The following is a 24,633-nucleotide window of genomic DNA, read 5'->3' on the forward strand; positions in this document are numbered from 1 at the left end:
TCCTGCCCATTTGATCTCGCGCCGGACCTTTCTCCCTTTTTTCGTCCAAGGCAATCGACATGACCGACATTCAGAATAAGAACTACATCATTGCCCTCGATCAGGGTACGACCAGCTCCCGCGCGATCATTTTCGATCGTGACGCGAACGTGGTCTGCACCGCCCAGCGCGAATTCGTCCAGCATTACCCGCAAGCCGGTTGGGTCGAACACGACCCGATGGAAATCTTCGCCACCCAAAGCGCCGTGATGGTCGAGGCCCTGGCGCAAGCCGGCCTGCATCACGACCAGGTCGCGGCCATCGGCATCACCAACCAGCGCGAAACCACCGTGGTCTGGGACAAGACCACCGGCCGCCCGATCTACAACGCGATTGTCTGGCAGTGCCGCCGCAGCACCGAGATCTGCCAGCAGCTCAAGCGCGATGGCCACGAGCAATACATCAGCGAAACCACCGGCCTGGTCACTGACCCGTACTTCTCCGGCACCAAACTCAAGTGGATCCTCGACAACGTCGAAGGCAGCCGCGAACGTGCGCGCAAAGGCGAACTGCTGTTCGGCACCGTCGACAGCTGGCTGATCTGGAAATTTACCGGCGGCAAGGTGCACGTCACCGACTACACCAACGCCTCGCGCACCATGCTCTTCAACATCCACACACTTGAGTGGGACGCGAAGATGCTGGAGGTGCTGGATATCCCGCGCGAGATGCTGCCGGAAGTGAAGTCCTCGTCGGAAATCTACGGGCACACCAAAAGCGGCATCGCCATCGGCGGTATCGCCGGCGATCAGCAAGCAGCCCTTTTCGGCCAGATGTGCGTGGAGCCAGGCCAGGCAAAAAACACCTACGGCACCGGTTGCTTCCTGCTGATGAACACCGGCGACAAAGCTGTGAAGTCCAAGCACGGCATGCTCACCACCATCGCTTGCGGCCCGCGCGGCGAAGTGGCTTACGCGCTGGAAGGCGCAGTGTTCAATGGTGGTTCGACCGTTCAGTGGCTGCGTGACGAACTGAAGATCATCAACGACGCCCACGACACCGAATACTTTGCCAACAAGGTCAAGGACAGCAACGGCGTGTACCTGGTACCGGCCTTTACCGGCCTCGGCGCGCCGTACTGGGACCCGTATGCCCGTGGCGCCCTGTTCGGCCTGACCCGCGGCGTGCGCGTGGATCACATCATTCGTGCCGCACTGGAGTCGATTGCCTACCAGACCCGCGACGTGCTCGACGCCATGCAACAGGATTCCGGCGAACGCCTGAAATCCCTGCGTGTGGACGGTGGCGCGGTCGCCAACAACTTCCTGATGCAGTTCCAGGCCGACATCCTCGGCACTCAGGTCGAGCGTCCGCAAATGCGTGAAACCACCGCACTGGGCGCCGCTTACCTGGCTGGTCTGGCGTGCGGCTTCTGGGGCAGCCTGGATGAATTGCGCGGCAAGGCGGTAATCGAGCGCGAGTTCGAACCGACCCTGGACGAAACCGCCAAGGAAAAACTCTACGCCGGCTGGAAAAAAGCCGTCAGCCGCACCCGCGACTGGGAACCGCATGAAGGCGCTGAATAAGCCAACAGCAGGGTTGTAACTGGTCGGGAGCAGATTCCTGCGGCATCATGGGCAAATTTTTGCACGGCAGCCAAAGGAAGCCCCATGAATCTGCCTCCCCGTCAGCAGCAAATCCTCGAACTGGTCCGCGAACGCGGCTATGTCAGCATCGAGGAAATGGCCACGCTGTTCGTCGTTACACCGCAGACCATCCGCCGCGATATCAATCAGCTCGCGGAAGCCAATTTGTTGCGTCGCTACCACGGCGGCGCAGCCTACGATTCCAGTGTCGAAAACACCGCCTACGCCATGCGCGCCGACCAGATGCGCGATGAAAAGCAGCGTATCGGCGAAGCCATTGCGGCGCAGATCCCGGATCACGCCTCGCTGTTTATCAATATCGGCACCACCACCGAATCGATTGCCCGGGCGCTGCTCAATCACAATCACCTGAAGATCATCACCAACAACCTGCACGTGGCCTCAATGCTCAGCGCCAAGGACGACTTCGACGTTCTGCTGACCGGTGGCAATGTGCGGCGCGACGGTGGCGTGGTCGGTCAGGCGAGTGTCGACTTCATCAACCAGTTCAAGGTCGACTTTGCCTTGGTTGGTATCAGCGGTATCGATGAAGACGGCAGCCTGCTCGATTTCGATTACCAGGAAGTGCGGGTGTCGCAGGCGATCATCGCCAATGCCCGGAAGGTGATCCTGGCGGCTGACTCCAGCAAATTCGGGCGCAACGCCATGATTCGCCTGGGGCCGATCAGTTTGATTGATTGCCTGGTGACCGATCAGCAGCCTGTGCCGGCGTTGGCGCAGTTGTTGAGTCAGCACAAGATTCGGCTGGAAGTGGTTTAACCCTTTCCAAACAGCGCGCTCCCTTGTGGCGAGGGAGCTTGCTCCCGCTGGGCTGCGAAGCAGCCCTAAAACCGGTAATCGTTGTATTTCAGGAAGAGCGTGTCGTCTGATTTGCGTCTGCTGCGCAGCCGATCGGGAGCAAGCTCCCTCGCCACAAAAGCCTCCATCCCGCTCATTTAATGTTCGTAAATTTTCCTTTCTCGGCCCTTCGATCAGTATTTTCAATCGAAGTTAACTGGCTGTGGGCGGTTTAATGGGCTACTATTTTCGCAAATGAACATTAATGTTCGTATTCCAATACAGAAAATCAAAAGAGCCCGAGGCCAGCCGATGCCCACTTCTACCTTGCCTACGCCCCCTCTCGCTGAGGTCTACGACATCGCCGTCATCGGTGGTGGGATCAATGGCGTCGGGATCGCAGCGGATGCCGCCGGTCGCGGTCTCTCGGTGTTCCTTTGCGAAAAGGATGACCTGGCCAGCCACACGTCATCGGCCAGCAGCAAGCTGATCCACGGTGGCCTGCGCTACCTCGAACATTACGAATTCCGCCTGGTGCGCGAAGCCCTTGCCGAACGCGAAGTGCTGTTGGCCAAGGCGCCGCACATCGTCAAACAAATGCGCTTCGTGCTGCCGCACCGTCCTCACCTGCGTCCGGCCTGGATGATCCGCGCCGGCCTGTTCCTGTATGACCACCTCGGCAAGCGGGAAAAACTCGAAGGCTCGAAAAGCCTGAAGTTCGGTCCGGACAGCCCGCTGAAAAGCGAAATCACCAAAGGCTTCGAATACTCCGATTGCTGGGTCGACGATGCCCGTTTGGTGGTGCTGAACGCCATGGCCGCCCGCGAGAAAGGCGCCCACGTTCACACCCAGACCCGTTGCGTCAGCGCTCGCCGCACCAAGGGTTTGTGGCATCTGCACCTGGAACGCGCCGATGGCAGCCTGTTTTCGATCCGCGCCAAAGCGCTGGTTAACGCCGCCGGCCCATGGGTCGCCAAGTTCATTCGTGACGACCTGAAGATGGAATCGCCGTATGGCATCCGCCTGATCCAGGGCAGCCACCTGATCGTGCCGAAACTGTATGAAGGCGAACACGCGCACATTCTGCAAAACGAAGATCAGCGCATCGTGTTCACCATTCCGTACCTGAACCACTTCACCCTGATCGGCACCACCGACCGCGAGTACACCGGCGATCCGGCAAAAGTGGCGATCACCGAAGGCGAAACCGATTACCTGTTGAAAGTGGTCAACGCGCACTTCAAGAAGCGGATCAGCCGCGACGACATCCTGCACAGCTATTCCGGCGTTCGTCCGCTGTGCAACGACGAATCCGATAACCCGTCGGCCGTCACCCGCGATTACACCCTGGCACTGTCGGGCACAGGTGAAGAAGCGCCATTGCTGTCGGTGTTCGGCGGCAAGCTGACCACCTACCGCAAACTGGCCGAGTCGGCGCTGGCACAACTGGCACCGTACTTCACGCACATCAAGCCCACCTGGACCGTCAGCGCCACTCTGCCAGGCGGCGAAGACATGACCACCCCGCAGGCGTTGAGCTCGCTGATTCGCGACAAGTTCGACTGGGTCCCGACCGAAATTTCGCGCCGCTGGGCCACCACCTACGGCAGCCGTACCTGGCGCATGCTGGAAGGCGTGCAGAACCTCAGCGACTTGGGCGATCACATCGGCGGCGGTCTCTACACCCGGGAAGTCGATTACCTGTGCAGCGAAGAATGGGCGACCACCGCCCATGACATCCTGTGGCGCCGCAGCAAGCTGGGCCTGTTCACCACCCCGGCGGAACAGCAGAAACTGGCGGATTACCTGAGCAAGGTCGAGCAGAACCGCAGCAAGATCGAAGCGGCCTGATAGCAAAACCCGCTTGAACGAAAGCCCCTGAATCTCACGATTCAGGGGCTTTTTTGCAGGGGCTCATTGCGCCAGATGCAGCAGCAGGAAATCAATGAACGCCCTCGATTTGTGGGGCAGATGCGGGCTGTTGGGGAACACCACGCTGACGGACTGCAAGGGCAGCGAATAGTCGGGCAACAGACGGATCAGCCGCTCGCTGGCGATGTCATCCTTGACCACCCACGCGGGCAGCACCGAAACACCCAGCGACGACAACGTCATGGAGCGGATGGCCGTGGATGAGTTGGATTCATACTGATTGATCCCGTTGATCTCGACAGTCCCCAATTGTGGATGGCGCAACGTCCACTGGGTCGGTGCCTGCAAGTTGCTGTTGGCAATCCACGGCAGCGAATTCAGGTCCTGAGGATTTTGCACCGGGTGACGCGCAAGAAACGCCTCGGTAGCCACCAGGACAATTTCATAATCCGCCAGTTTACGGCTCTTGAATGCCGAGTCCGCCAAGTTGCCCAAACGGATAACCAGGTCTAACTTCTCCGCCACCAGGTCATTGAGTGACGAGTTAAAGTTATAACAGAGTTTTATCTCCGGGTAGCGCTCTATGAATTGCGGAATCAACGGCAGAATATACGCCTCACCGTACTCACTGGTGGAACTGAAGCGCAACTTCCCGGAAACTCGGTTATGCCCTTTTAATACATTATCAAAGGCGTTATCGATGTCCGCGACAATACCTTTGAACTCTTCATAAAAGTCCTGACCGATTTCGGTGAGGGATATATTTCGGGTATTTCTAATCAACAGCGTCGCTGACAGTACGTCCTCCAGCGCCTTGACATGCAGGCTGGCCATGGCTTTGCTGATGCTCAGGTAATTGGCCGCCTTGGTGTAAGAACCAAAATCGACCACCGCCAGAAAAGTCTGGACCCGATTAAGATGGGTGTGCATAGCAATATGGCTCACTGTTAAATCCTGTCAAACATTGTTTCAAGGATAGTCGTATCGACAGCTCAAGTCCACCGCCCCTATGCTTTGCGGCAAAGGGGAAACACCATGACCTATCGCTACAAAGTTGCACTGATATTTCTCATCGGCTTTTTTATAGACTGCATTAACATCTTTATGTCAGCGGTCGCATTACCGAGTATATCGGCGGCGCTGCACGTTAGTACTTCAGACGTTGCCTGGGTGGCCAATGCTTATATTCTGGGACTGACGCTGATCATTCCGGTCAGCACCTGGTTGGCCGGTCGTTTTGGCAGCCGGGAAATCCTCACCGCCTCGATGCTCGTGTTCACAGGTTCCGTGTGGATGTGCGGGCTGGCCAACAGTTTCAACGAGCTGGTGATCTGGCGCTTCGTCCAGGGGATTGGCGGTGGCCTGTTGATTCCAGTCGGCCAGGCGCTGACGTTCAACCTGTTCAAGGGTGAGCAGCGGGCGAAAATATCCACCTTGGTCATGGCCGTTGCCCTGATAGCGCCCGCCATTTCACCAACCATCGGCGGAGTCATCGTCGACAGCAGCTCCTGGCGCTGGGTGTTCTACAGCAACATCCCGTTCTCGCTGATCGCGGCAGTGCTGTCCTGGTTCTGGATTAACGAAGCGCGGCCGACGAGTTTGCCCCGACCCGACATCAAGGGCTTGCTGCTGGTCAGCGCAGCACTCGGCAGCCTGCTGATGGGCATGTCGTTGTACGGCGGCGATGCTCCGGCATGGGTGGCCGCCCTCTTCGTCATGGCCGGCGTTGCTTTCGTGGTGCTGTACGGGCTGCATTACCGCACCTGCAAAAACCCGATCATTGAACTGAGCCTGCTCAAAAGCAAAAAACTCAGCACCTCCATCTTTATCTATTACGCGATTCCCGGTGTGTTCACGGGGGTCAACTTGATGAGCATCTTCTTCCTGCAAAACACCCTGCACTTCAGCGCCCGCCTGACAGGGATGTTCATGATCCTCTACGCCATCGGCGCGTTCATCGCGATGCTGATCTGTGGCCGGGTCTACAACCGGATGGGCGCAAAGCGCCTGTTTGCCCTCGGCATGCTGTTGCACAGCGCCGGCATTGCCACCCTGCTACTGGTGAACAATCCCTCAGACCTTCTGGTGATTGTCATCGCCTACAGCTTGATGGGGATCGGCGGCGGCATCGGAGCCAACACAGCACAAACCACGTCGTTGATGGATTTCGAGGGCAGTGACACGCACAAGGCCAGTGTCATCTGGAACATCAACCGACAGATGTCATTCAGCATCGGCGCCGCCCTCTTCCTGATGGTTTTCAACCTGCTCCTGAAGCATTTCGATACCACCCAGGCCTACCACGTGACGTTCGCCATTGCCGCGCTGGTGGGCCTGTTCCCACTCTTTCAACTGAGTCAGTTGAACACTCAAAAGGACTGTCATGCACAACAAAATAGTTGAACAGGCGCACCACAGCATTCATCACGTGCACGAGTTGATCCACACCCTGTTCACCGACGCCAACGGTAAGGGGCAGGCCGCGCTCGAGCCGCTGATGTCGGCATTCGTCGAGCACTTCACCATGGTCACCACCTCGGCCGCCATCGTCAGCCGGGCGACGGTCGAACAGATGTTCAAGGGTGCAATCGGCGCCAAACCGGGCCTGGAAATCGTCATCAGCGACCTGCAGACGGTGTGGCAAGAAGGCGCCAGCGTGGCGATCCGCTACAAGGAAACCCATCGCCTGGACCAGCGCGAAAGCTCACGGATTTCGGTGGCGATCATTGGCCTGCATCACCACAACGCCCAATGGATCTACCTGCATGAAACGCCGCTAAGCCAGGAAAGCTGATTTTCGTATGAACTACACAATCACTGATTGCCGAATGCTCTCGGCCTCTATCAAAGAAATCACCGTCAGCCCGCAAACACCAGGGCATGCCGCGCTGGATGCGGGCGCGCATTTCAAATGGTTCATCCCCGAACTGAATGAATGGCGGCACTACTCGGCGGTACAACTGGCGGACCGCATGACGGCGCAAGGCAGCGTCGTCTTTGCCATCCGGCTCACGGCCGACTCGGCCAGCAGTCGCTACATTCGTTCGCTGGCAATCAACGACACGGTGCAGCTCGATGGCCCGTTCAATACGTTCACCTACCCGCTCACTGAAGGCGTCGGCAGGGACATTGCGATTGCCGGCGGCATCGGCATTACGCCGCTGACCGGGATCCTTCATCACCTGACGTCATTGAATCGAAGCGCACACCTGCACTACTTCGCCAGGAACGACGACGACGCGGCCTATGCCTTGCCCCTGCAGGCACTGTTGCAGGAACGCCTGCACTTGCACTTCTCCAATAAACCCGATGGCCGCCCCGCTGTCAGTCAGGTGCTCGCAGATCTGGCACCACACGACCGGCTCTACGTCTGCGGTCCGCAGGCGATGCTCAACGACGTGTTTTGCCATGCCGAGGACAGTGGCCTGGCGCGCGAGCGCATCCATTTTGAAATCTTCAACGTGGTTCGGGAAGACGATGCGTCGGCCTTTGTGATTGACGCCGTCGAGTCGGGTATCAGCGTCAACGTCAATCAAGACCAAACCTTGCTGGAGGCGCTGGAGGCGGCCGGCCTGGATCCGCTCTACGACTGCCGACGCGGTGAGTGCGGTGTCTGCGCGCTGGAGGTCCTTGAGGGTGAAGTCGACCATCGCGACTTCATCATGAGCGAAAAAGAAGCTGCCTGCAGCGCAAGGATTTATCCCTGCGTCTCCCGGGCCAAAAGCCAACGCCTGAAGCTGGCGATCTAACGAGGAACACCGTTTGGACAATTACTTCAACGGCAGAGAAGTGCATAAATCGCTCTACCTTGATCAACAGCTCTTCGACCAGGAACAACACAGCGTCTTCGCCGCCAGCTGGTGTTACGTGGGGCACGACAGTCTGATCCCGCAGCCCGGCGACTTTTTCACCACCGACATTGCACAGCAACCCTTGGCAATGGTCCGGCAAAAAAATGGCGACATCGTTGTCCTGCACAACCGCTGCCCGCACAAAGGCGTGAAAGTGCTGGCCGAGCCTCGCGGCAATGTCGGTCGGTTTATCCGCTGCCCTTACCATGCGTGGACCTTCAAGACCGATGGCGAACTGCTGAGTATTCCGGTGAAAAAGGAATACGACGATTGCGACCTCAGCGCGTGCTCCGCCCACAAAGGCATGCAAGCCGTCGCGGCGGTGGAGAACTATCGCGGTTTTGTATTTGTCCGCCTCCAGGCAGAAGGCATCGACTTCAACACCTTTTTTGGCGAGTCGTTATCGACGCTGGACAACATGGTGCTGCGCTCGCCCCTGGGCCAGTTGCGCGTCGTTGGCCAGCCGCTCCTGCACCGCCATCGCTGCAACTGGAAAATGGTGGTCGATAACCAGACCGACACCTGTCACCCGATGATTGCCCATGAGTCCTCGGCGGGCGAAGCGATTCGCTTGTGGAAGGAAACCAGCGACCAGAGCAGCCCTTCGCCCATGGCGGTCGAGCTATTTTCACCGTTCATGGCGTCCTACGAGTTCTTCGCCAACATGGGTATTCGCATCTGGCCCAACGGCCACGGGCATACCGGCGTCAGCAACTCAATCCATAAAGCCTATGCCGATATTCCGGGTTATTGGGACTTGATGGTCCAGAGCTATGGCGAACGCCAGGCCACCGAGATTCTCGAAGACACCCGACACAACACCGTCTATTTCCCGAACCTGATGGTCAAGGGCCCGATCCAGACGTTGCGGGTGATCAAGCCGATCAGCGCTCAGGAGACGGTGGTCGAGTCGTGGATCTTTGAATTGGTGGGCGCCCCCATCCAGTTGCTGGAACGAACCGTCCAGTACAACAACCTGATCAATTCCCCTTGCTCGATGGTCGCCCACGACGATGTGGAAATGTACGAGCGGGCAACGGAGGGATTGCGCAGTGATTCCAACGAGTGGGTCAACGTGGCGCGACTCTTTGAATCGACCGAATCCTATGAGCGGACCCAGGTGGTTTCGGGCACCAGCGAAATGGCGATGCGCAATTTTTACAACAGCTGGCAGCACTTGATGCGGGATAACCATGCAACTCGATCAGAACAATAAACACGCCATCGAACAGTTGATCGCCAGCGAAATCCAGCTACTGGACCAACAAGACTTCAGTGCCTGGCAACAACTGCTGACCCCCGACTACACCTACTGGATTCCGTTGCGACGAGAACAGACCAGCCCTCTTCATGAGTCCTCGCTGCTGTATGAAGACCGGTTTCTGACCACGCTGCGCATCAACCGATTGGCCAACGCGCGCAACTACTCGCAACAGCCCAAGAGTCGCAGTTTGCATATTGCCCAGTGTTCGTTGATCCGTCTGGAAGACGACGAACTGGGCGCATCGAGTAGCACCAACATGCTCTATTGCGAAGCCCGAGGGGACAGCGAATGGCATTACCCGGTCACCGTCGAGCATCAACTGATTAACGTCGAAGGCAACTGGAAAATCCAAGGCAAAAAAGTACTTCTGCTCAATCCCTCCCGAGCGATTGAAAGCCTGCAGTTAATCATCTGATTTATCGAGAATCACACGTGAACGTTATGACTGCCGGCTTCGACGAAGCCACATTTCCCGGTTCTTTTCCGTATGTCGACCTGTTGTACGACTACGGCCAGTTTTTGCGCAATGCCAGTGATGCGATCGGTTACTTGCCACCCGAAGCGGCCAATAAACACATCGGCATTGTCGGCGCCGGGCTGACCGGGCTGGTCGCCGCCTACGAACTGCTCCGTGCCGGTGCCCAGCGAGTCACGCTGTTCGAGGCCGCCGAAGAACACTTGGGCGGGCGCTTGCTGACCCAGCGCTTTGACGATGACCACCCGCAATTCATCGCCGAAATGGGCGCGATGCGCTTTCCTCCCAGCGAGGTCGGGTTGTTTCACTACCTGAACCGGTTTGGCATCGAAACCACTGAAGCGTTTCCCGACCCCGGTGTCGTGGACACCGAAATCCACTACCGCGGTGAGACTCATCACTGGGCGGCCATGCAGCCTCCACCTGCGATTTTCAGCACGGTCCATCGGGGCTGGAGTGCGTTTTTGAAAGAGGGCGTGACCTTCGATGACGGCACCTGCCTGGCGCCACCGTTGTTACTGACCGAGTTACTCAAGCAACACAACTACGCGGAAGTGCAGCCGGAATGGCAACGCTATCTGGATTACTTCGGCGACAGCTCGTTCTATTCGGCCATGGTGCAGATTTTCACCGGCAGCAACCCGCCCGGCGGACAACCGTGGCGCAAACCCGAAGACTTTCATCTATTCGGTTCACTGGGGATCGGCTCGGGCGGTTTCCAATCGGTATACCGCGCCTCCTTTACCGAGATTCTGCGGCTCGTGGTCAATGGCCTCGAAGTCAATCAACGGCTGGTGCCGATGGGCATCTCATCGCTGTCGGAGTTGATTGCCGATACGTCATTCCATGGCATGCCCCTGCGCGACCGAATCTGCCGCACCCGCATCGAGTCCATCAACAAGGGCAATAACGGTGAAATCCTGCTGGCCGGCAGCAATGGTGAAACCTATGCCTGCGACCGGGTGATCACCACGACGACCACCCGGGCGCTGCAAGTGAACATGAAGCTCACACAGAACCAGGCCTTCGTGAATCGTGACGTGGCCCGGGCGATCAACGAAACCCACATGGTCGGTTCGTCCAAGCTGTTCATCCTGACCAAAGACAAGTTCTGGTTGAAACACGGGCTGCCACAGAACATCCAGACAGACACCTTGGTGAAGGGCGTGTATTGCCTCGATTACGCACCGCAGGACCCTGAGTCCTGGGGCGTGGTATTGATCAGTTACACCTGGGAAGACGACTCCCACAAGATGGTTTCTATGACCGACAAAGTTCAACGCTGCTTGCGCCTTGTCGATGAACTGGCCATGAGCGCACCTGAGTTTGCCAGCCACCTTCTACCGCTCAATGGCAACTACCAGCGCTATGTCCTGGAGTATGACTGGCTGACCGACAAGCATTCGCTGGGCGCCTTCAAACTCAACTTTCCGGGTGACGATATCTACTCGGAACGCTTGTTCTATCAATTCAAAACGGCCCTCGATCCACAGCAGGACACGGGGTTGTACCTCGCCGGGTGCGGCTGCTCTTTCACCGGTGGCTGGGCGGAAGGCGCCATTCAAACAGCACTCAACGGTGCCTGTGCGGTGATCAGCAGTCTGGGTGGCGACTTGATTGCCGACAATCCGCTGGACGGACTGCACGCTCAATACCGCTATTGCTGATGCCTTCATCGCAAGCCTCCTCTCTATCGCCGAGACCGTTTTATGTACAGCCAGCTTTCAATTGAAGAACTCGTCAGCGGATTTCGCAGTGGTCGCCATTGCCTGGATGCCTGGCACCAATCCCTGCGCGATAAACAGTTTGATCATCAACACCTGAACAGCTTCATCACGTTCGACCCGACGGCGTTCGAGGTTGCCCTCGGGGCCGACCGGGAGGCGAGCCTGTATGGCATTCCCGTTTCCTTCAAGGACAACATCAATGTCAGCGGCATGCCGACCACCGCAGGAACGCCGGGGCTCGCTGCTTACTACCCGTTGTCCGATGCCGGGATTGTCGAGCGTTTCAAGACGCTGGGCGCGAGGGTCGTTGGCAAGAACAACATGCATGAACTGTCGTTCGGGGTGACGTCGGCCAACCAAACTTACGGCGCCGTGGTCAACCCGGCTGACGAACGCTACAGCGCGGGCGGCAGCAGCGGTGGTTGTGCGGCAGCCGTCGCAGCCGGTCTTGTGCCCTGCGCCGTGGGTACCGACACCGGCGGGTCAGTGCGCATACCCGCGGCGTTCTGCGGGATCGTCGGGTTTCGCCCCACCACGGGGTGTTACCCGGTGGACGGCATCGTGCCCGTTTCCCAGACCAAGGACACGCCAGGGCTACTGACCCGCACACTGCAAGACTGTCAGTACATCCACCGTCACCTGACCGGGAACCACCCAGCGCCCCCGGACGACAACAGACCCCTACGGGTGGGCATACCGGAAAAATTCTTCTGGGCCGACCTCGACGAAAAAGTCCGACGCGACTGCTTCGCGGCTATCGAGGTGTTGGCAGATCGGGGCGTGGAGCTGGTTCCGGTCGATGACCTGTTGATCGGGGAAATCAATGAGAGCATTCAATTCCCATTACCTATTTACGAGTTCTTTATCGACTTCCCGCGCTTCTTGATGAAAGAAGGCTGGGGCGACCAATTTTTGAGCATCCTGGCGCAGATCCGGGACCCGGGCATCAAGAAAATACTGACGGCGCAACTTGAGAGCCCGGCGATTTCCTACACCGACTATGTACAGGCATTGATGAGCAAACTGCAGCTGAGTCGTGAATACAGCCGTCTGTTCAACGCCCATCAACTGGATGTGATTGCCTACCCCACCGTCAGCTGTACGGCACCGTTGCTCACGGAGTGCGAGGCAGAAAGCAACTTCGAGACCTTCGTGCGCAACACCGACCCGGCGAGCAACCTGGCGGCGCCCAGTGTCACCGTGCCGGTAGCGGAAAAACACTCGCTGCCGGTGGGGCTCTCGTTCGACGCGTTGCCCGGGCAGGACAGCTTGCTGCTGGAGAGATCCCGCCAATTATCCCGTTTGCTGGCCATGCGTTAACGCGCTGTCGGCGCCATTCACTGAATGGCGCTGATCCTTTCTGACGCGCGCCTGCAACCTGGCCCGCCGAAAGAACAGCCCTCTAATAACTCAAATGCAGGCCTTGCCATGCGCAGCACTTCTACGTCCACTTCCGCTCCCTCCGTCGCACTCGAACGGTCGCCCTCGGTGCTCGGCGGCGCCATGATGATCGGTGGCACCATCGTCGGTGCCGGCATGTTTTCGCTGCCGGTCGTCATGTCCGGCCTGTGGTTTTACGGCTCCGTCGCGGTCCTGTTGTTTGCCTGGTTCTGCACCTTGCATTCCGGCCTGATGATTCTTGAGGCCAACCTTAACTATCGTTCCGGTGCCAGTTTTTCAACGATCACCAAAGACCTGTTGGGTCGTCGCTGGAATGTGTTGAACGGCTTGAGCATCGTCTTTGTCCTGTACACGCTGACCTACGCCTACATCTCGGCCAGCGGTTCGGTGATTCATCACAGCGCCCAATCATTGGGAGTGAATCTGTCGGCACGCGCCGGGGGCTTGTATTTCACCCTGACGGTCGCGCTCATCGTGTGGCTGAGCACGGCAGCGGTGAGCCGGGTGACCACAGTGATCTTCGGTGCAAAGATCATCGCGTTCTTCCTGACCTTCGGCGGGCTGCTCGATCACGTGCAACCGGCGACACTGCTCAATCGAAACGCCACGGATAGCCACTACCTTCCTTACCTGCTGATGACCCTGCCCTTCTGCCTGACCTCCTTCGGTTTTCACGGCAACGTTCCCAGCCTGATGAAACACTTCGGCAAAGACCCGCAGCGTATCCGTGCCTGCCTGGTCAGCGGCACCCTCATCGCGCTTGGGCTGTACGTTGTCTGGATGGTTTGCAGCATGGGCAACATTCCCCGGGACGGGTTCAAGGACATCGCTCAGCGTGGCGGCAATATCGACGTGCTGATCAGCGCGCTGGGGGCGATGCTCAACAGTGCGAAAATCGATGTATTCCTCAGCCTTTTTTCCAACTTCGCCGTCGCCTGCTCCTTTCTCGGCGTGTCCTTGGGGCTCTTCGATTATCTGGCCGATGTGCTGGGGTTTGACGACAGCCCGCGAGGTCGCCTGAAAACCGCAGCCACCACCTTCCTACCACCTATGCTCTGCGGGCTGTTGTGGCCAGAAGGGTTTATCCATGCCATCGGTTTCGCCGGTCTGGCGGCGACCCTCTGGGCCGTCATTACCCCGGCATTGCTGGCCAGCGCATCACGCAAGCGCTTTGGCAGCCCGCGGTATCGCGTCTGGGGAGGCCAGCCCATGATTGCCCTGATATTGTTTTTCGGCGTGATCAGCGCGATTTCACATGTGCTGTTTTCATTGGATTTGTTGCCGGTGTGGCGCTAGCGGTCTCAAACGCCATTCGGTTTTCCGAACGCGACCTGTCGGTCGATTCGGTTTACCGGATTATCCTTCGCCAAAATCAGCGCCATAAATATTTAATACCCTTATAAATCAATAACTTGATCTATCTCGCCTGGCCTGGCACGAGTCATGCTCTACACTCTTGGACGAATGCCTGTTGCACCTCACTTCAGGAGCCGTCAGGCATTCGAAGCACAAAAGGGCCATGAACTGGCTCCATAAAAAAAACAATGTCGAGGAAAATTTGATGCGCATCGTTCCCCATATCCTGGGCGCAGCCATTGCTGCCGCTCTGATTAGCACTCCAGTTTTCGCTGCCGAACTCACCGGCACACTGAAGAAGATCAAAGAGTCCGGTGTGATCACCCTCGGGCATCGTGACGCTTCCATCCCGTTTTCCTATATCGCGGACGCTTCCGGCAAACCGGTCGGCTACTCCCACGATATCCAGCTGAAAATCGTCGAAGCCATCAAGAAAGACCTGGACATGCCGAACCTCCAGGTCAAATACAACCTCGTAACCTCGCAAACCCGTATCCCGCTGGTGCAGAACGGCACCGTGGACGTCGAATGCGGCTCCACCACCAACAACGTAGAACGTCAGCAGCAAGTGGCCTTCTCCGTCGGCATCTTCGAAATCGGTACGCGTCTTCTCTCCAAGAAAGACTCCGCGTACAAGGACTTCGACAACCTCAAAGGCAAGAACGTCGTGACCACCGCGGGCACCACGTCCGAGCGCATCCTCAAGTCGATGAACGCCGACAAGCAGATGGGCATGAACGTCATCTCCGCCAAAGACCACGGCGAGTCCTTCCAGATGCTGGAAACCGGCCGCGCAGTGGCTTTCATGATGGACGACGCGTTGCTGGCGGGTGAAGCGGCCAAGGCCAAGAATGCGAAGGACTGGGAAGTGACCGGTACTCCTCAATCCTACGAAATCTACGGCTGCATGGTTCGCAAGGGCGACGAGCCGTTCAAGAAGGCTGTCGACGACGCGATCGTGGCGACCTACAAGTCGGGCGAGATCAACAAGATCTACGACAAATGGTTCATGTCGCCAATCCCGCCAAAGGGCTTGAACCTGAACTTCCCGATGAGCGACGAGCTCAAGACCCTGATCGCCAATCCGACCGATAAAGCGGCTGACGACAAGAAGTCCTGATTTCTGACTAATCTTATCTCCTGAGAGGGCCTCTGCCCTTTCAGGAGATAGTCACTCCCTGCTGGCATTTTTGGAAACACTCGAACCGGTGGCTGTCGAGCCGCTCGTGTGTGCCTGATCGTCAAGGTCGGGCGGGAACGGAGCTTCCCCAGGCGGGCATTTGTACATCGAACGATCTGAGGGGAGACCCTAATGAATTACAACTGGGACTGGAGCGTATTCTTCAAGTCCACCGGCGTGGGCAGCGAAATTTATTTCGACTGGTACCTATCCGGTTTGGGCTGGACCATCGCCATCGCCGTCGCCGCCTGGATCATCGCGCTGCTGCTGGGCTCGGTTCTGGGCGTCATGCGCACCGTGCCGAATCGCATCGTATCGGGCATCGCGACCTGCTACGTCGAACTCTTCCGTAATGTGCCGTTGCTGGTTCAGCTGTTCATCTGGTACTTCCTGGTACCCGATCTGCTGCCGCAAAACCTGCAGGACTGGTACAAGCAGGACCTGAACCCGACCACCTCGGCTTTCCTCAGCGTCGTCGTCTGCCTGGGCCTGTTTACCGCCGCTCGAGTGTGCGAACAAGTGCGTACCGGCATCCAGGCGCTACCTCGCGGCCAGGAAGCTGCCGCTCGCGCCATGGGCTTCAAGCTGCCGCAGATCTACTGGAACGTGCTGCTGCCCCAGGCGTACCGGATCATCATTCCGCCGCTTACCTCGGAATTCCTGAACGTGTTCAAGAACTCCTCCGTGGCGTCGCTGATCGGCCTGATGGAGCTGCTCGCGCAGACCAAACAGACCGCCGAGTTCTCCGCCAACCTGTTCGAAGCGTTCACCCTGGCCACCCTGATCTACTTCACCCTGAACATGAGCCTGATGCTGCTGATGCGTGGGGTCGAGAAGAAAGTGGCCGTACCGGGCCTGATCTCCGTAGGGGGTAAATGATGGAATTCGACTTCTCGGGCATCGTCCCGTCCCTGCCGGGCCTGTGGAACGGCATGGTCATGACCCTGCAACTGATGGCGTTGGGCGTCGTCGGCGGGATCATCCTCGGCACGATCCTGGCCCTGATGCGCCTGTCCCACAGCAAGCTGCTGTCGAACATCGCGGGCGCCTACGTCAACTACTTCCGTTCGATCCCACTGCTGCTGGTCATCACCTGGTTCTACCTGGCGGTGCCGTTCGTACTGCGCTGGATCACCGGCGAAGACACCCCGATCGGCGCGTTCGCCTCCTGCATCGTGGCCTTCATGATGTTCGAAGCGGCGTACTTCTGCGAAATCGTCCGGGCCGGCGTTCAGTCGATTCCCAAGGGCCAGATGGGTGCTGCCCAGGCCCTGGGCATGACGTATGGCCAGATGATGCGCTTGATCATCCTGCCGCAAGCGTTCCGCAAGATGACCCCCCTGCTACTGCAACAGAGCATTATCCTGTTCCAGGACACCTCGCTGGTCTATGCGGTCGGCCTGGTGGACTTCCTGAATGCTTCGCGTGCCAGTGGCGACATCATCGGTCGCTCCAATGAGTTCCTGATCTTTGCAGGTCTCACGTACTTCACAATCAGCTTTGCCGCCTCGCTGCTGGTCAAGCGTCTGCAAAAAAGGTTTGCCGTATGATCTCTATCAAGAATGTCAACAAGTGGTATGGCGACTTCCAGGTACTGACTGACTGCAGCACCGAGGTCAAAAAAGGCGAAGTGATCGTGGTGTGCGGGCCGTCCGGCTCCGGCAAATCCACCCTGATCAAATGCGTCAACGCCCTGGAACCGTTCCAGAAAGGCGATGTGGTGGTTGATGGCACGTCCATCGCCGACCCGAAGACCAACCTGCCGAAACTGCGTTCGCGCGTGGGCATGGTGTTCCAGCATTTCGAACTGTTCCCGCACCTGACCATCACCGAGAACCTGACCATCGCGCAGATCAAGGTGTTGGGCCGCAGCAAGGAAGAAGCCACCAAGAAAGGCCTGCAACTGCTTGAGCGCGTTGGCCTCTCGGCTCACGCCCACAAGCACCCGGGCCAGCTCTCCGGTGGTCAGCAACAGCGTGTGGCGATTGCCCGTGCGCTGGCGATGGACCCGATCGTCATGCTGTTTGACGAACCGACCTCGGCGCTCGACCCGGAAATGGTCAACGAAGTGCTGGACGTGATGGTGCAACTGGCCCACGAAGGCATGACCATGATGTGCGTAACCCACGAAATGGGCTTCGCCCGCAAAGTGGCGGACCGCGTGATCTTCATGGACCAGGGCAAGATCATCGAAGACTGCAAGAAAGAAGACTTCTTCGGCGACATCACCCATCGTGCCGAGCGTACACAGCACTTCCTTAACAAGATTCTGCAGCACTAAGAAAGACACCGCTCCCCAACTGTGGGAGCGGGCTTTTGTGCTGAGGGATTTGGGATAGTGGGTTTTGTGGCGAGGGGATTTATCCCCGTTGGGCTGCGAAGCGGCCCCAGCACTTCAAATTCGAACCGAATTTGATGGGTTGACGACTGCTGCGCAGCCGAACGGGGATAAATCCCCTCGCCACAGAAATCCCCCACCACAAAGGCTCGCTCCTACAAGGGGTCGGTGGTGGTCTGGAGATTTGTGTTGTGGTTGACCCAAGGCATCTGTGATGAAATGCGACCCCACTCTCTATCGCGCCGCGCCGCCATCACTCGCCGTGAAACCCCGTCTGATTCGCCATCTGTTCCTGCCGCCGCTGGTCATCGCCCTGATGATCGGATTGGGTTTCCTCGGCTTCTGGATCAGTGAACACTACGGGATACGCAGCCTCAGCGAGAACGGTCAGCGTCAGCTCGAACTGCACGCCCGCGCCGTCGAGAGCGAGATCAGCAAGTACACCTACCTCCCCAGCCTGCTGGAACTGGAATCCAGTGTTTCAAAACTGCTGGCCGCCCCGTCACCGGAACACCGGCAGACCGTCAACGATTACCTCGAAGGCCTGAACCGGCGCAGCCGCAGTCGGGCCATCTACGTGATGGACACCACCGGCCGCGTCATGGCCACCAGCAACTGGCGCGATGTCGACAGTTACCTGGGTGAAGACCTGTCCTTTCGCGCCTATTTCCAGAACGCGGTGCGCGGTCAGCCGGGACGCTTCTACGGCATCGGCAGCACCAGCGGCGAACCCGGTTATTACCTGGCCCACGGCCTGGAAGAACACGGCAAGATCATCGGCGTCGCCGTGGTCAAAGTCCGCCTCGAAGCCATGGAAGAACGCTGGCAGCGCGCACGCCTCGAAGCCTTCGTCAGCGACGAGAACGGCATCATCATTCTGTCCAGCGATCCGGCACGACGGCTGAAATCGGTTGTGCCGTTGAGCGACGAAACCAAGGAAAAACTGGCCCGCAGCCTGCAGTACTACTGGTTCCCGCTGAACGAACTGCAACCGCTGGCCCGGGAACAACTGGCCGAAGGCGAGGAAAAACTGACCTTCCCCGCCAACAGTGAAGTGGAGTCCGACGAAGAGGACATCAGTTACCTCTCGCAGACCCGCCCCCTGAGCGACACCCCGTGGAATTTCACCCTGCTCACGCCGCTACAGGATTTGCGCCGCGAAGCGATCAACCAGGGGATTCTGGTAGCCGTGGCATTTGCCCTCGTGGCGTTCCTGCTGATTGCCTGGAACGAGCGACGCAAGGTGATCTCCACCCGCCTCGCCGCCCGTGAAGCCCTGCAGGAAGCCAACAATCAACTGGAGCGTCGGATTACCGAACGCACCACCGACCTGCGCGCCAGCAACGAGCGGCTCAAGGGTCAGATCCGCGAACGGCGTCAGGCTGAAGAGACCTTGCGCCGCGCTCAGGATGAACTGGTGCAGGCCGGCAAACTCGCGGCCATCGGCCAAATGTCGACCAGCATCGCCCACGAACTGAACCAGCCGCTGGCGGCGCTACGCACCCTGTCTGGCAATACCGTGCGCTTTCTGGAGCGCGGTCAACTGGACGTGGCCAGCACCAACCTCAAGACCATCAATGAATTGATCGACCGCATGGGCCGGATCACCGCCAGCCTGCGCTCCTTCGCCCGCCGCGGTGACGACAAGGGCCAGGCCTGCCTCGGCAAAGCCGTGGACGCCGCGATGCAACTGCTGGGTGGGCGAGTCGAAAGTGTCCATCTGACAGTGCACCGCGAATTCGACGACAGGCAAGTGCAGATCGACCAGACCCGCCTTGAGCAGATTCTGGTCAACCTGATCGGCAACGCCCTCGACGCCATGCAGGCACAACCATTGCCCGAACTGTGGCTGGAAGGCGAGGAGTTCGACGGTAAATATCGCCTGCGCGTACGCGACAACGGCCACGGTATCGATGCCGAAGCGCGCAAGCATCTGTTCGAACCGTTTTTCACCACTAAACCCGGCGAACAAGGCCTGGGCCTCGGCCTGACCCTGTCCGCCAGCCTGGCCGCCGCCACCGGCGGGCATCTGGGTGTCGAACACCCGGCCAGCGGTGGCACCACCTTCGTCCTCAGTTTACCGTTGGTAAGCCCCCTTCACGCCGAGCCAATATGAACAACGACCTTAGTGTGCTGATCGTCGAAGACGACCCCCATGTGCTGCTCGGCTGCCAACAGGCGCTGACCCTGGAAGACATTCCCTGCGTGGGCGTGGGCAGCGCCGAAGAAGCGCTGGAGCGGGTTGGCGACAACTTTGCCGGCATCGTCATCAGCGATATCCGCCTGCCGGGCATCGATGGCCTGGAATTGCTGACCCGGCTCAAGGCCCGGGATCGCAGCCTGCCGGTGGTGCTGATCACCGGCCACGGCGACATCTCCATGGCCGTCGGCGCGATGCAGAAAGGCGCCTATGACTTCATGGAGAAACCCTTCTCCCCGGAACGCCTCGTCGATGTCGCCCGCCGAGCGCTGGAGCAACGCAGCCTGGCCCGGGAAGTGTCTTCGTTGCGCCGGCAACTGGCGGAGCGTGATTCCCTGGAAGGCCGGATCATCGGTCGCTCGCCGGCCATGCAGAACCTGCGCGAACTGATCGCCAACGTCGCCGATACGTCGGCCAACGTGCTGATCGAAGGTGAAACCGGCACTGGTAAGGAACTGGTCGCGCGTTGCCTGCACGACTTCAGTCGCCGCCACACCAAACAGTTTGTCGCGCTGAACTGCGGTGGCCTGCCGGAGAACCTGTTCGAAAGCGAGATCTTCGGCCATGAAGCCAACGCCTTCACTGGCGCCGGCAAACGACGGATCGGCAAGATCGAACACGCCGATGGCGGCACGCTGTTCCTCGACGAAGTGGAAAGCATGCCCCTGCCCTTGCAGATCAAACTGCTGCGGGTGTTGCAAGAACGCACCCTGGAACGCCTGGGTTCGAACCAGAGCGTGGCCGTGGATTGCCGGGTGATTGCGGCGACCAAATCCGACCTCGACGAGTCGAGCAAAGCCGGCGAGTTTCGCAGCGACCTGTATTACCGCCTGAACGTGGTGACCCTGGAATTGCCGCCCCTGCGCGAACGTCGCGAAGACATCCTGCAATTGTTCGAACACTTCCTGCAGCAGTCGTCCTTGCGCTTCGACCGCGCCGTGCCGGAGTTGGACAACCAGACCTTGTCGAACCTGATGAGCCACGACTGGCCCGGCAACGTGCGCGAACTGCGCAATGTCGCCGAGCGGTATGCCCTCGGCCTGCCGGCCTTCAAGAAGCCCGGCGCCAGCGGTAGCAATCAGGGTTTGGCCTTCGCTGAAGCGGTGGAAGCCTTCGAACGTAACTTGCTCAACGATGCTTTGCAGCGCAGCGGCGGCAACCTGACCCAGGCCAGCCTGGAACTGGGAATGGCCAAGACCACGCTGTTCGACAAAGTCAAAAAGTACGGGCTGAGCCACTGATGGACCTGTTATTGAAAGCGGCGCTCGGTGCGACAGTGGTCGTCATCCTTGCCGCGCTGGCCAAGACCAAAAACTATTACATCGCAGGGTTAGTGCCGCTGTTTCCGACCTTTGCGCTGATTGCGCATTACATTGTCGGCAAGGGGCGTTCGCTGGAGGATTTGAAGACCACCATTGTGTTCGGGATGTGGTCGATTATTCCGTACTTCGTTTACCTGGCGACGTTGTATGTGATGGTGGACCGGATGCGGCTGGAAGCCTCGCTCGCCGTCGCGGCAGTGGCGTGGTTGATGGCGGCTACCGTGCTCGTCACCGTCTGGGTCCGCCTCCACGCCTGACCCCCCCCAATTCCTGTGGCGAGGGAGCTTGCCCCCGTTGGGTGGCGAAGCCGCCCTAAAAACTCAGCCATTGCAGTGATTCCAGCAGACCGCGTTTACAGGGTTTACGACTGCTGCGCAGCCGAACGGGGGCAAGCCCCCTCGCCACAGGGACCCCAGCGTTCTCAGGTCTGGCCCGCCCCTTGCATTTACCCCCAAAAGCCCTCTCGGCCGGCCTTCATGATGGATGAAGCCGGTGTCTGGGAGGGTCTGCCAAGGGTGAATTGCGACCTTGAACATTTTAGATCTCGACCACAGCCTGACAGCCCAGGCGCCCATCTCGCGGCTGCTGGACAGCGGCCGTGCCAAACGCCTCGACCTGCTCGACCTCGGCCCGAAATTGCGCCTGTGGTCCAGCGAACGGACCTTTCGCCGCTTTGCCGAACGCTTGCAGCAACGGCCCCGGCACAGCGGCCCGCAACCAGAAATTTTCTTCGTCGGCTCCGGTGATTACCACCATCTGACCCCGGCCTTCCTGAGCGATTTGCCGGAGCCAGTGAGCCTGATCCACTTCGACAACCACCCCGACTGGGTCCGCTTCGCCCCGCGCCGGCATTGCGGTTCGTGGGTCAATCAGGCGCTGAAGCTGCCGAACATCCAGCGCATCGTCACCCTCGGCCCGTGCAGCGATGACCTGCAAAATCCGCAGCTCAAGGGCGGCAATGTGCGGGCGCTGAAACGCGGCGTGTTGCAGCTGTTTCCGTGGCAGCGTCCGCCCTCGAAAGTGTGGGGCCGGGTGGGTGACGGCGCGGGCCATCAACAGCAGGAAAACCTGCTGCACTGGCGCAATCTGGCGGAGCTCGACTGGCCGGTGTTTCTCGACCAGATGATCTCCAGCCTGCCCACCCACGCGGTGTGGATCACCGTCGACAAGGACGTGCTGGCCAGCGAAGACGCGGCGACCAATTGGGACCAGGGCGGCATGCGCCTCAGCCATTTACTGCAAGCCATCAGAGCCCTGGCGGCCAGCAAGCGAATCATCGGCATCGACATCTGCGGCGAGTACGCTCGCCCGGCCTTCAGCAACGCCCTCAAACGCTGGGAAGCCAAGTCCGACCAGCCCCCGGCCGAACGCTGGAGCGAAGCGGATCTACTGCGCAACTCGACGACCAACCAGGCGTTGATCGACCTGTTCGAGGAGCTGTTCCCATGACCTTCACCGTGATTGTGCTGGTGGCGTTTTCCATCGTGCTGGACGTCATCGGCCAGCTCTGTTTCAAGCTCGGCCTGGACCGATTGCCGGAACTCGAAGGCGGCTTTCGCCTGAATGCGTTCTGGGGCCAGGTGTTCAACGCACCGCTGTTGTGGTGCGGCATCGGCGCCTACGTGATCGAGTTTTTCGTCTGGCTCGAAGCCCTGTCCCGGGCGCCGCTGAGCCTGTTGTTTCCGGCGGCGGCGCTGGCGTACTGCGGCGTGGTGCTGGCTGGCAAACTGATCCTCGGCGAGACCGTCAGCCGGCGGCGTTGGCTCGGCACCCTGGTGATTACGGCGGGCGTGATGCTCGTGTGTGTCACCCATGCATGAGGTTCAATCGATGATCAGAGGCAAGACCGACTGGCTGCAAGAGCGCCTCGGCACGGTGGTGCTGTGGGCGTTGTTGATCGGCTTTGAAAGCGCCGGCCAGATCGCTACCAAGATTGGCGGAGATCAACTGGGGCAGATGGATTTCAACCTGCAATGGTTGCTGGCCGTGGCGGTGAATCCGGGGGTTTGGTTCGCGATTGCCTGCTACATCGGCGCGTTTTTCGTGTGGATGCTGATCTTGCGGCGCAGCAGTTTGTCCCTCGCGTTTCCGTTGAGTTCGCTGGTGTTTGTGGGGGTGTTGCTCGGGTCATGGCTGGGGTTGGGCGAGCAGATCAGCGTGCTGCACTGGGTCGGGGTGGTGGTGATTATGGGCGGGATTGCGTTGCTGGCAGAGGGTGAAAAAACCTGAAATCACCGCAATTTCTGTGGCGAGGGAGCTTGCTCCCGTTCGGCTGCGCAGCAGTCGTAAATTCAGGCAACTCGGTGGACTTGAAGGATTGCAGGGGGCCGCTTCGCAGCCCAGCGGGAGCAAGCTCCCTCGCCACAAGTGCTTAGTTGAATTTGTAGGCCAGTGCAGCCTGCACTTCCCCTTGGTTGGTATCCCCGACCTCTTTGACAATGCTGCTATCCGCCGCCGAACCCGTCAGGTGAACCCAGCTCGCGCTGGTCAACAACGACCACTGCGGCGCCAGCGGAAACTCGAAACTCTGGGTCAACGCCACATTCTGCAAACCACCGCCCGCGTTGTAAGGCCTGATCCCCGAGGCTTGTGACTCATTGGCACTGACGCCGAAGAACGTCTGACTCTGCCGCGCATCAGCGAAATGCGCAGTCAGGTTGGAGCTGCCAATTACCCCGCCACCCAGTGGATAACCCACCTCCCCGCCAACGCGCCCCAACACCCCGCCCTGGCCGCCGCGCCCTCCAATCGCTTGCCCGACCGAGGCAAACACCCGCCAGAAATCAGCCGGCGCGTACTGCACAAATCCGCCCACCTCGCCCATGTCCGGCACGTCGCGCAACCCCTGCAGCTCGCCGTTGGAGGTGCGCCCCGGCAGGTAATTCACGAACGGTCCGGCGCTGAAACCCTTGGTGTTCAACGCGTCCCAGGTCAACCCGTCGTCCGTGCCGAGGCTGACATCGCCCCAGTCGAGATCGACGTACGGCACCGGCCGGGTTTCGTAGCGGCTGCCGGTCGGATCGTGTGGCTGATAGCTGAGGCCAGCCCCCGCTTCACCGGTGATGCCGTCTGCTAAAACGCTGCCCGAAAGGCACGTCAGCGCGGCGAAGAGAGCAATCGTAATCCTCGACATGAGGCCATTCCTTGATCTGGATGTGCGCGCATCAATCCCCGAATCGCATCTCCCGCGCAAGCACTCATGTTGTTTGTAGCGACCTACAAAA

General features: G+C 59.2%; 23 protein-coding genes. 21 read left to right on the top strand and 2 right to left on the bottom strand.

The annotated features are described in order from the left end of the window. Positions 1 to 59 precede the first annotated feature (59 nt). From glpK to glpD, 3 genes are all read left to right on the top strand, one after another. The gene (glpK, locus tag DJ564_RS26190; protein ID WP_109634455.1) at positions 60 to 1,565 is read left to right on the top strand and encodes a glycerol kinase GlpK; all 1,506 of its coding nucleotides are present in this window, start codon (positions 60 to 62) and stop codon (positions 1,563 to 1,565) included. A gap of 84 nt (positions 1,566 to 1,649) precedes the next feature. Next, entirely contained in the window at positions 1,650 to 2,405 is a 756-nt protein-coding gene (locus DJ564_RS26195) for a DeoR/GlpR family transcriptional regulator (RefSeq protein WP_027922833.1), read from the top strand. Between the two features lie 330 nt (positions 2,406 to 2,735). Continuing rightward, on the top strand, positions 2,736 to 4,274 hold the full coding sequence (gene glpD / locus DJ564_RS26200) for a glycerol-3-phosphate dehydrogenase (RefSeq protein WP_109634456.1): 1,539 nt from the start codon (positions 2,736 to 2,738) through the stop codon (positions 4,272 to 4,274). A gap of 63 nt (positions 4,275 to 4,337) precedes the next feature. Here glpD and DJ564_RS26205 read toward each other — a convergent pair whose 3' ends face one another. Then, entirely contained in the window at positions 4,338 to 5,225 is an 888-nt protein-coding gene (locus DJ564_RS26205; protein ID WP_109634458.1) for a LysR family transcriptional regulator, read from the bottom strand. Positions 5,226 to 5,330: 105 nt separating this feature from the next. Here DJ564_RS26205 and DJ564_RS26210 point away from each other — a divergent pair, with 105 nt between their 5' ends. The 18 genes from DJ564_RS26210 to DJ564_RS26300 all read left to right on the top strand — a co-directional run bounded on the left by DJ564_RS26210 (position 5,331) and on the right by DJ564_RS26300 (position 23,638). Next, positions 5,331 to 6,698 carry an MFS transporter gene (locus DJ564_RS26210; RefSeq protein WP_109634460.1) on the top strand — a complete coding sequence of 456 codons (1,368 nt, stop codon included), beginning with the start codon at positions 5,331 to 5,333 and terminating at the stop codon, positions 6,696 to 6,698. Further along, positions 6,679 to 7,089, top strand: coding sequence for a DUF4440 domain-containing protein (locus DJ564_RS26215; protein WP_109634461.1), 411 nt, complete (start codon positions 6,679 to 6,681; stop codon positions 7,087 to 7,089). Before DJ564_RS26210 ends, DJ564_RS26215 begins: the two co-directional genes overlap by 20 nt. Positions 7,090 to 7,096: 7 nt before the next feature. Next, a complete protein-coding gene (locus DJ564_RS26220) occupies positions 7,097 to 8,044 on the top strand; it encodes a flavin reductase family protein (protein ID WP_109634463.1) in 948 nt (315 codons plus the stop codon). A gap of 13 nt (positions 8,045 to 8,057) precedes the next feature. Next, entirely contained in the window at positions 8,058 to 9,362 is a 1,305-nt protein-coding gene (locus tag DJ564_RS26225; protein WP_109634464.1) for a Rieske 2Fe-2S domain-containing protein, read from the top strand. Then, a complete protein-coding gene (locus DJ564_RS26230; RefSeq protein ID WP_109634466.1) occupies positions 9,340 to 9,825 on the top strand; it encodes an aromatic-ring-hydroxylating dioxygenase subunit beta in 486 nt (161 codons plus the stop codon). The genes DJ564_RS26225 and DJ564_RS26230 overlap by 23 nt, the downstream gene beginning before the upstream one ends. Before the next feature lie 26 nt (positions 9,826 to 9,851). Beyond that, positions 9,852 to 11,552 (top strand): NAD(P)/FAD-dependent oxidoreductase, encoded by a 1,701-nt coding sequence (locus DJ564_RS26235; RefSeq protein ID WP_109634468.1) that lies wholly within the window; start codon positions 9,852 to 9,854, stop codon positions 11,550 to 11,552. Positions 11,553 to 11,594: 42 nt separating this feature from the next. Continuing rightward, the gene (locus tag DJ564_RS26240) at positions 11,595 to 12,932 is read left to right on the top strand and encodes an amidase family protein (RefSeq protein WP_109634469.1); all 1,338 of its coding nucleotides are present in this window, start codon (positions 11,595 to 11,597) and stop codon (positions 12,930 to 12,932) included. Between the two features lie 108 nt (positions 12,933 to 13,040). Continuing rightward, positions 13,041 to 14,309 carry a tryptophan permease gene (gene mtr / locus DJ564_RS26245; RefSeq protein ID WP_109634471.1) on the top strand — a complete coding sequence of 423 codons (1,269 nt, stop codon included), beginning with the start codon at positions 13,041 to 13,043 and terminating at the stop codon, positions 14,307 to 14,309. Between the two features lie 265 nt (positions 14,310 to 14,574). Beyond that, entirely contained in the window at positions 14,575 to 15,489 is a 915-nt protein-coding gene (locus tag DJ564_RS26250) for a glutamate/aspartate ABC transporter substrate-binding protein (protein WP_109636201.1), read from the top strand. A 192-nt stretch (positions 15,490 to 15,681) separates the two neighbouring features. Then, complete coding sequence (locus tag DJ564_RS26255; RefSeq protein ID WP_109634473.1) at positions 15,682 to 16,428, top strand: amino acid ABC transporter permease; 747 nt, start codon at positions 15,682 to 15,684, stop codon at positions 16,426 to 16,428. Beyond that, a complete protein-coding gene (locus DJ564_RS26260) occupies positions 16,428 to 17,099 on the top strand; it encodes an amino acid ABC transporter permease (protein ID WP_109634474.1) in 672 nt (223 codons plus the stop codon). Before DJ564_RS26255 ends, DJ564_RS26260 begins: the two co-directional genes overlap by 1 nt. Further along, the gene (locus DJ564_RS26265) at positions 17,096 to 17,830 is read left to right on the top strand and encodes an amino acid ABC transporter ATP-binding protein (RefSeq protein WP_109634476.1); all 735 of its coding nucleotides are present in this window, start codon (positions 17,096 to 17,098) and stop codon (positions 17,828 to 17,830) included. The genes DJ564_RS26260 and DJ564_RS26265 overlap by 4 nt, the downstream gene beginning before the upstream one ends. A gap of 271 nt (positions 17,831 to 18,101) precedes the next feature. Continuing rightward, positions 18,102 to 20,003: a sensor histidine kinase gene (locus DJ564_RS26275; RefSeq protein WP_109634479.1), complete on the top strand. Its 1,902-nt coding sequence runs from the start codon at positions 18,102 to 18,104 to the stop codon at positions 20,001 to 20,003. Continuing rightward, positions 20,000 to 21,328, top strand: a complete 1,329-nt coding sequence (locus DJ564_RS26280; RefSeq protein WP_109634481.1) for a sigma-54 dependent transcriptional regulator — start codon at positions 20,000 to 20,002, stop codon at positions 21,326 to 21,328. Before DJ564_RS26275 ends, DJ564_RS26280 begins: the two co-directional genes overlap by 4 nt. Continuing rightward, a complete protein-coding gene (locus tag DJ564_RS26285) occupies positions 21,328 to 21,666 on the top strand; it encodes a GlpM family protein (protein WP_109634483.1) in 339 nt (112 codons plus the stop codon). The genes DJ564_RS26280 and DJ564_RS26285 overlap by 1 nt, the downstream gene beginning before the upstream one ends. A gap of 271 nt (positions 21,667 to 21,937) precedes the next feature. Next, positions 21,938 to 22,858: an arginase gene (locus DJ564_RS26290; protein WP_109634484.1), complete on the top strand. Its 921-nt coding sequence runs from the start codon at positions 21,938 to 21,940 to the stop codon at positions 22,856 to 22,858. Continuing rightward, positions 22,855 to 23,229, top strand: a complete 375-nt coding sequence (locus DJ564_RS26295; RefSeq protein ID WP_010457711.1) for an EamA family transporter — start codon at positions 22,855 to 22,857, stop codon at positions 23,227 to 23,229. The genes DJ564_RS26290 and DJ564_RS26295 overlap by 4 nt, the downstream gene beginning before the upstream one ends. Before the next feature lie 10 nt (positions 23,230 to 23,239). Beyond that, positions 23,240 to 23,638, top strand: a complete 399-nt coding sequence (locus tag DJ564_RS26300; protein ID WP_109634486.1) for a transporter — start codon at positions 23,240 to 23,242, stop codon at positions 23,636 to 23,638. A 142-nt stretch (positions 23,639 to 23,780) separates the two neighbouring features. On the opposite strand, the gene DJ564_RS26310 is transcribed toward DJ564_RS26300, so the two are convergent. Continuing rightward, positions 23,781 to 24,542 (bottom strand): MipA/OmpV family protein, encoded by a 762-nt coding sequence (locus DJ564_RS26310; protein WP_109634488.1) that lies wholly within the window; start codon positions 24,540 to 24,542, stop codon positions 23,781 to 23,783. Positions 24,543 to 24,633 lie beyond the last annotated feature (91 nt).

It is taken from the genome of Pseudomonas sp. 31-12 (assembly GCF_003151075.1).
Taxonomy (GTDB): domain Bacteria; phylum Pseudomonadota; class Gammaproteobacteria; order Pseudomonadales; family Pseudomonadaceae; genus Aquipseudomonas.

Excerpts from the sequence above, each read along its gene's own strand:
- glpK (WP_109634455.1), top strand. The coding sequence starts at position 60 with ATGACCGACATTCAGAATAAGAACTACATCATTGCCCTCGATCAGGGT.
- DJ564_RS26195 (WP_027922833.1), top strand. The coding sequence starts at position 1,650 with ATGAATCTGCCTCCCCGTCAGCAGCAAATCCTCGAACTGGTCCGCGAA.
- glpD (WP_109634456.1), top strand. The coding sequence starts at position 2,736 with ATGCCCACTTCTACCTTGCCTACGCCCCCTCTCGCTGAGGTCTACGAC.
- DJ564_RS26205 (WP_109634458.1), bottom strand. The coding sequence starts at position 5,225 with ATGCACACCCATCTTAATCGGGTCCAGACTTTTCTGGCGGTGGTCGAT.
- DJ564_RS26210 (WP_109634460.1), top strand. The coding sequence starts at position 5,331 with ATGACCTATCGCTACAAAGTTGCACTGATATTTCTCATCGGCTTTTTT.
- DJ564_RS26215 (WP_109634461.1), top strand. The coding sequence starts at position 6,679 with ATGCACAACAAAATAGTTGAACAGGCGCACCACAGCATTCATCACGTG.
- DJ564_RS26220 (WP_109634463.1), top strand. The coding sequence starts at position 7,097 with ATGAACTACACAATCACTGATTGCCGAATGCTCTCGGCCTCTATCAAA.
- DJ564_RS26230 (WP_109634466.1), top strand. The coding sequence starts at position 9,340 with ATGCAACTCGATCAGAACAATAAACACGCCATCGAACAGTTGATCGCC.
- DJ564_RS26235 (WP_109634468.1), top strand. The coding sequence starts at position 9,852 with ATGACTGCCGGCTTCGACGAAGCCACATTTCCCGGTTCTTTTCCGTAT.
- DJ564_RS26240 (WP_109634469.1), top strand. The coding sequence starts at position 11,595 with ATGTACAGCCAGCTTTCAATTGAAGAACTCGTCAGCGGATTTCGCAGT.
- mtr (WP_109634471.1), top strand. The coding sequence starts at position 13,041 with ATGCGCAGCACTTCTACGTCCACTTCCGCTCCCTCCGTCGCACTCGAA.
- DJ564_RS26250 (WP_109636201.1), top strand. The coding sequence starts at position 14,575 with ATGCGCATCGTTCCCCATATCCTGGGCGCAGCCATTGCTGCCGCTCTG.
- DJ564_RS26255 (WP_109634473.1), top strand. The coding sequence starts at position 15,682 with ATGAATTACAACTGGGACTGGAGCGTATTCTTCAAGTCCACCGGCGTG.
- DJ564_RS26260 (WP_109634474.1), top strand. The coding sequence starts at position 16,428 with ATGGAATTCGACTTCTCGGGCATCGTCCCGTCCCTGCCGGGCCTGTGG.
- DJ564_RS26265 (WP_109634476.1), top strand. The coding sequence starts at position 17,096 with ATGATCTCTATCAAGAATGTCAACAAGTGGTATGGCGACTTCCAGGTA.
- DJ564_RS26275 (WP_109634479.1), top strand. The coding sequence starts at position 18,102 with ATGAAATGCGACCCCACTCTCTATCGCGCCGCGCCGCCATCACTCGCC.
- DJ564_RS26280 (WP_109634481.1), top strand. The coding sequence starts at position 20,000 with ATGAACAACGACCTTAGTGTGCTGATCGTCGAAGACGACCCCCATGTG.
- DJ564_RS26285 (WP_109634483.1), top strand. The coding sequence starts at position 21,328 with ATGGACCTGTTATTGAAAGCGGCGCTCGGTGCGACAGTGGTCGTCATC.
- DJ564_RS26295 (WP_010457711.1), top strand. The coding sequence starts at position 22,855 with ATGACCTTCACCGTGATTGTGCTGGTGGCGTTTTCCATCGTGCTGGAC.
- DJ564_RS26300 (WP_109634486.1), top strand. The coding sequence starts at position 23,240 with ATGATCAGAGGCAAGACCGACTGGCTGCAAGAGCGCCTCGGCACGGTG.
- DJ564_RS26310 (WP_109634488.1), bottom strand. The coding sequence starts at position 24,542 with ATGTCGAGGATTACGATTGCTCTCTTCGCCGCGCTGACGTGCCTTTCG.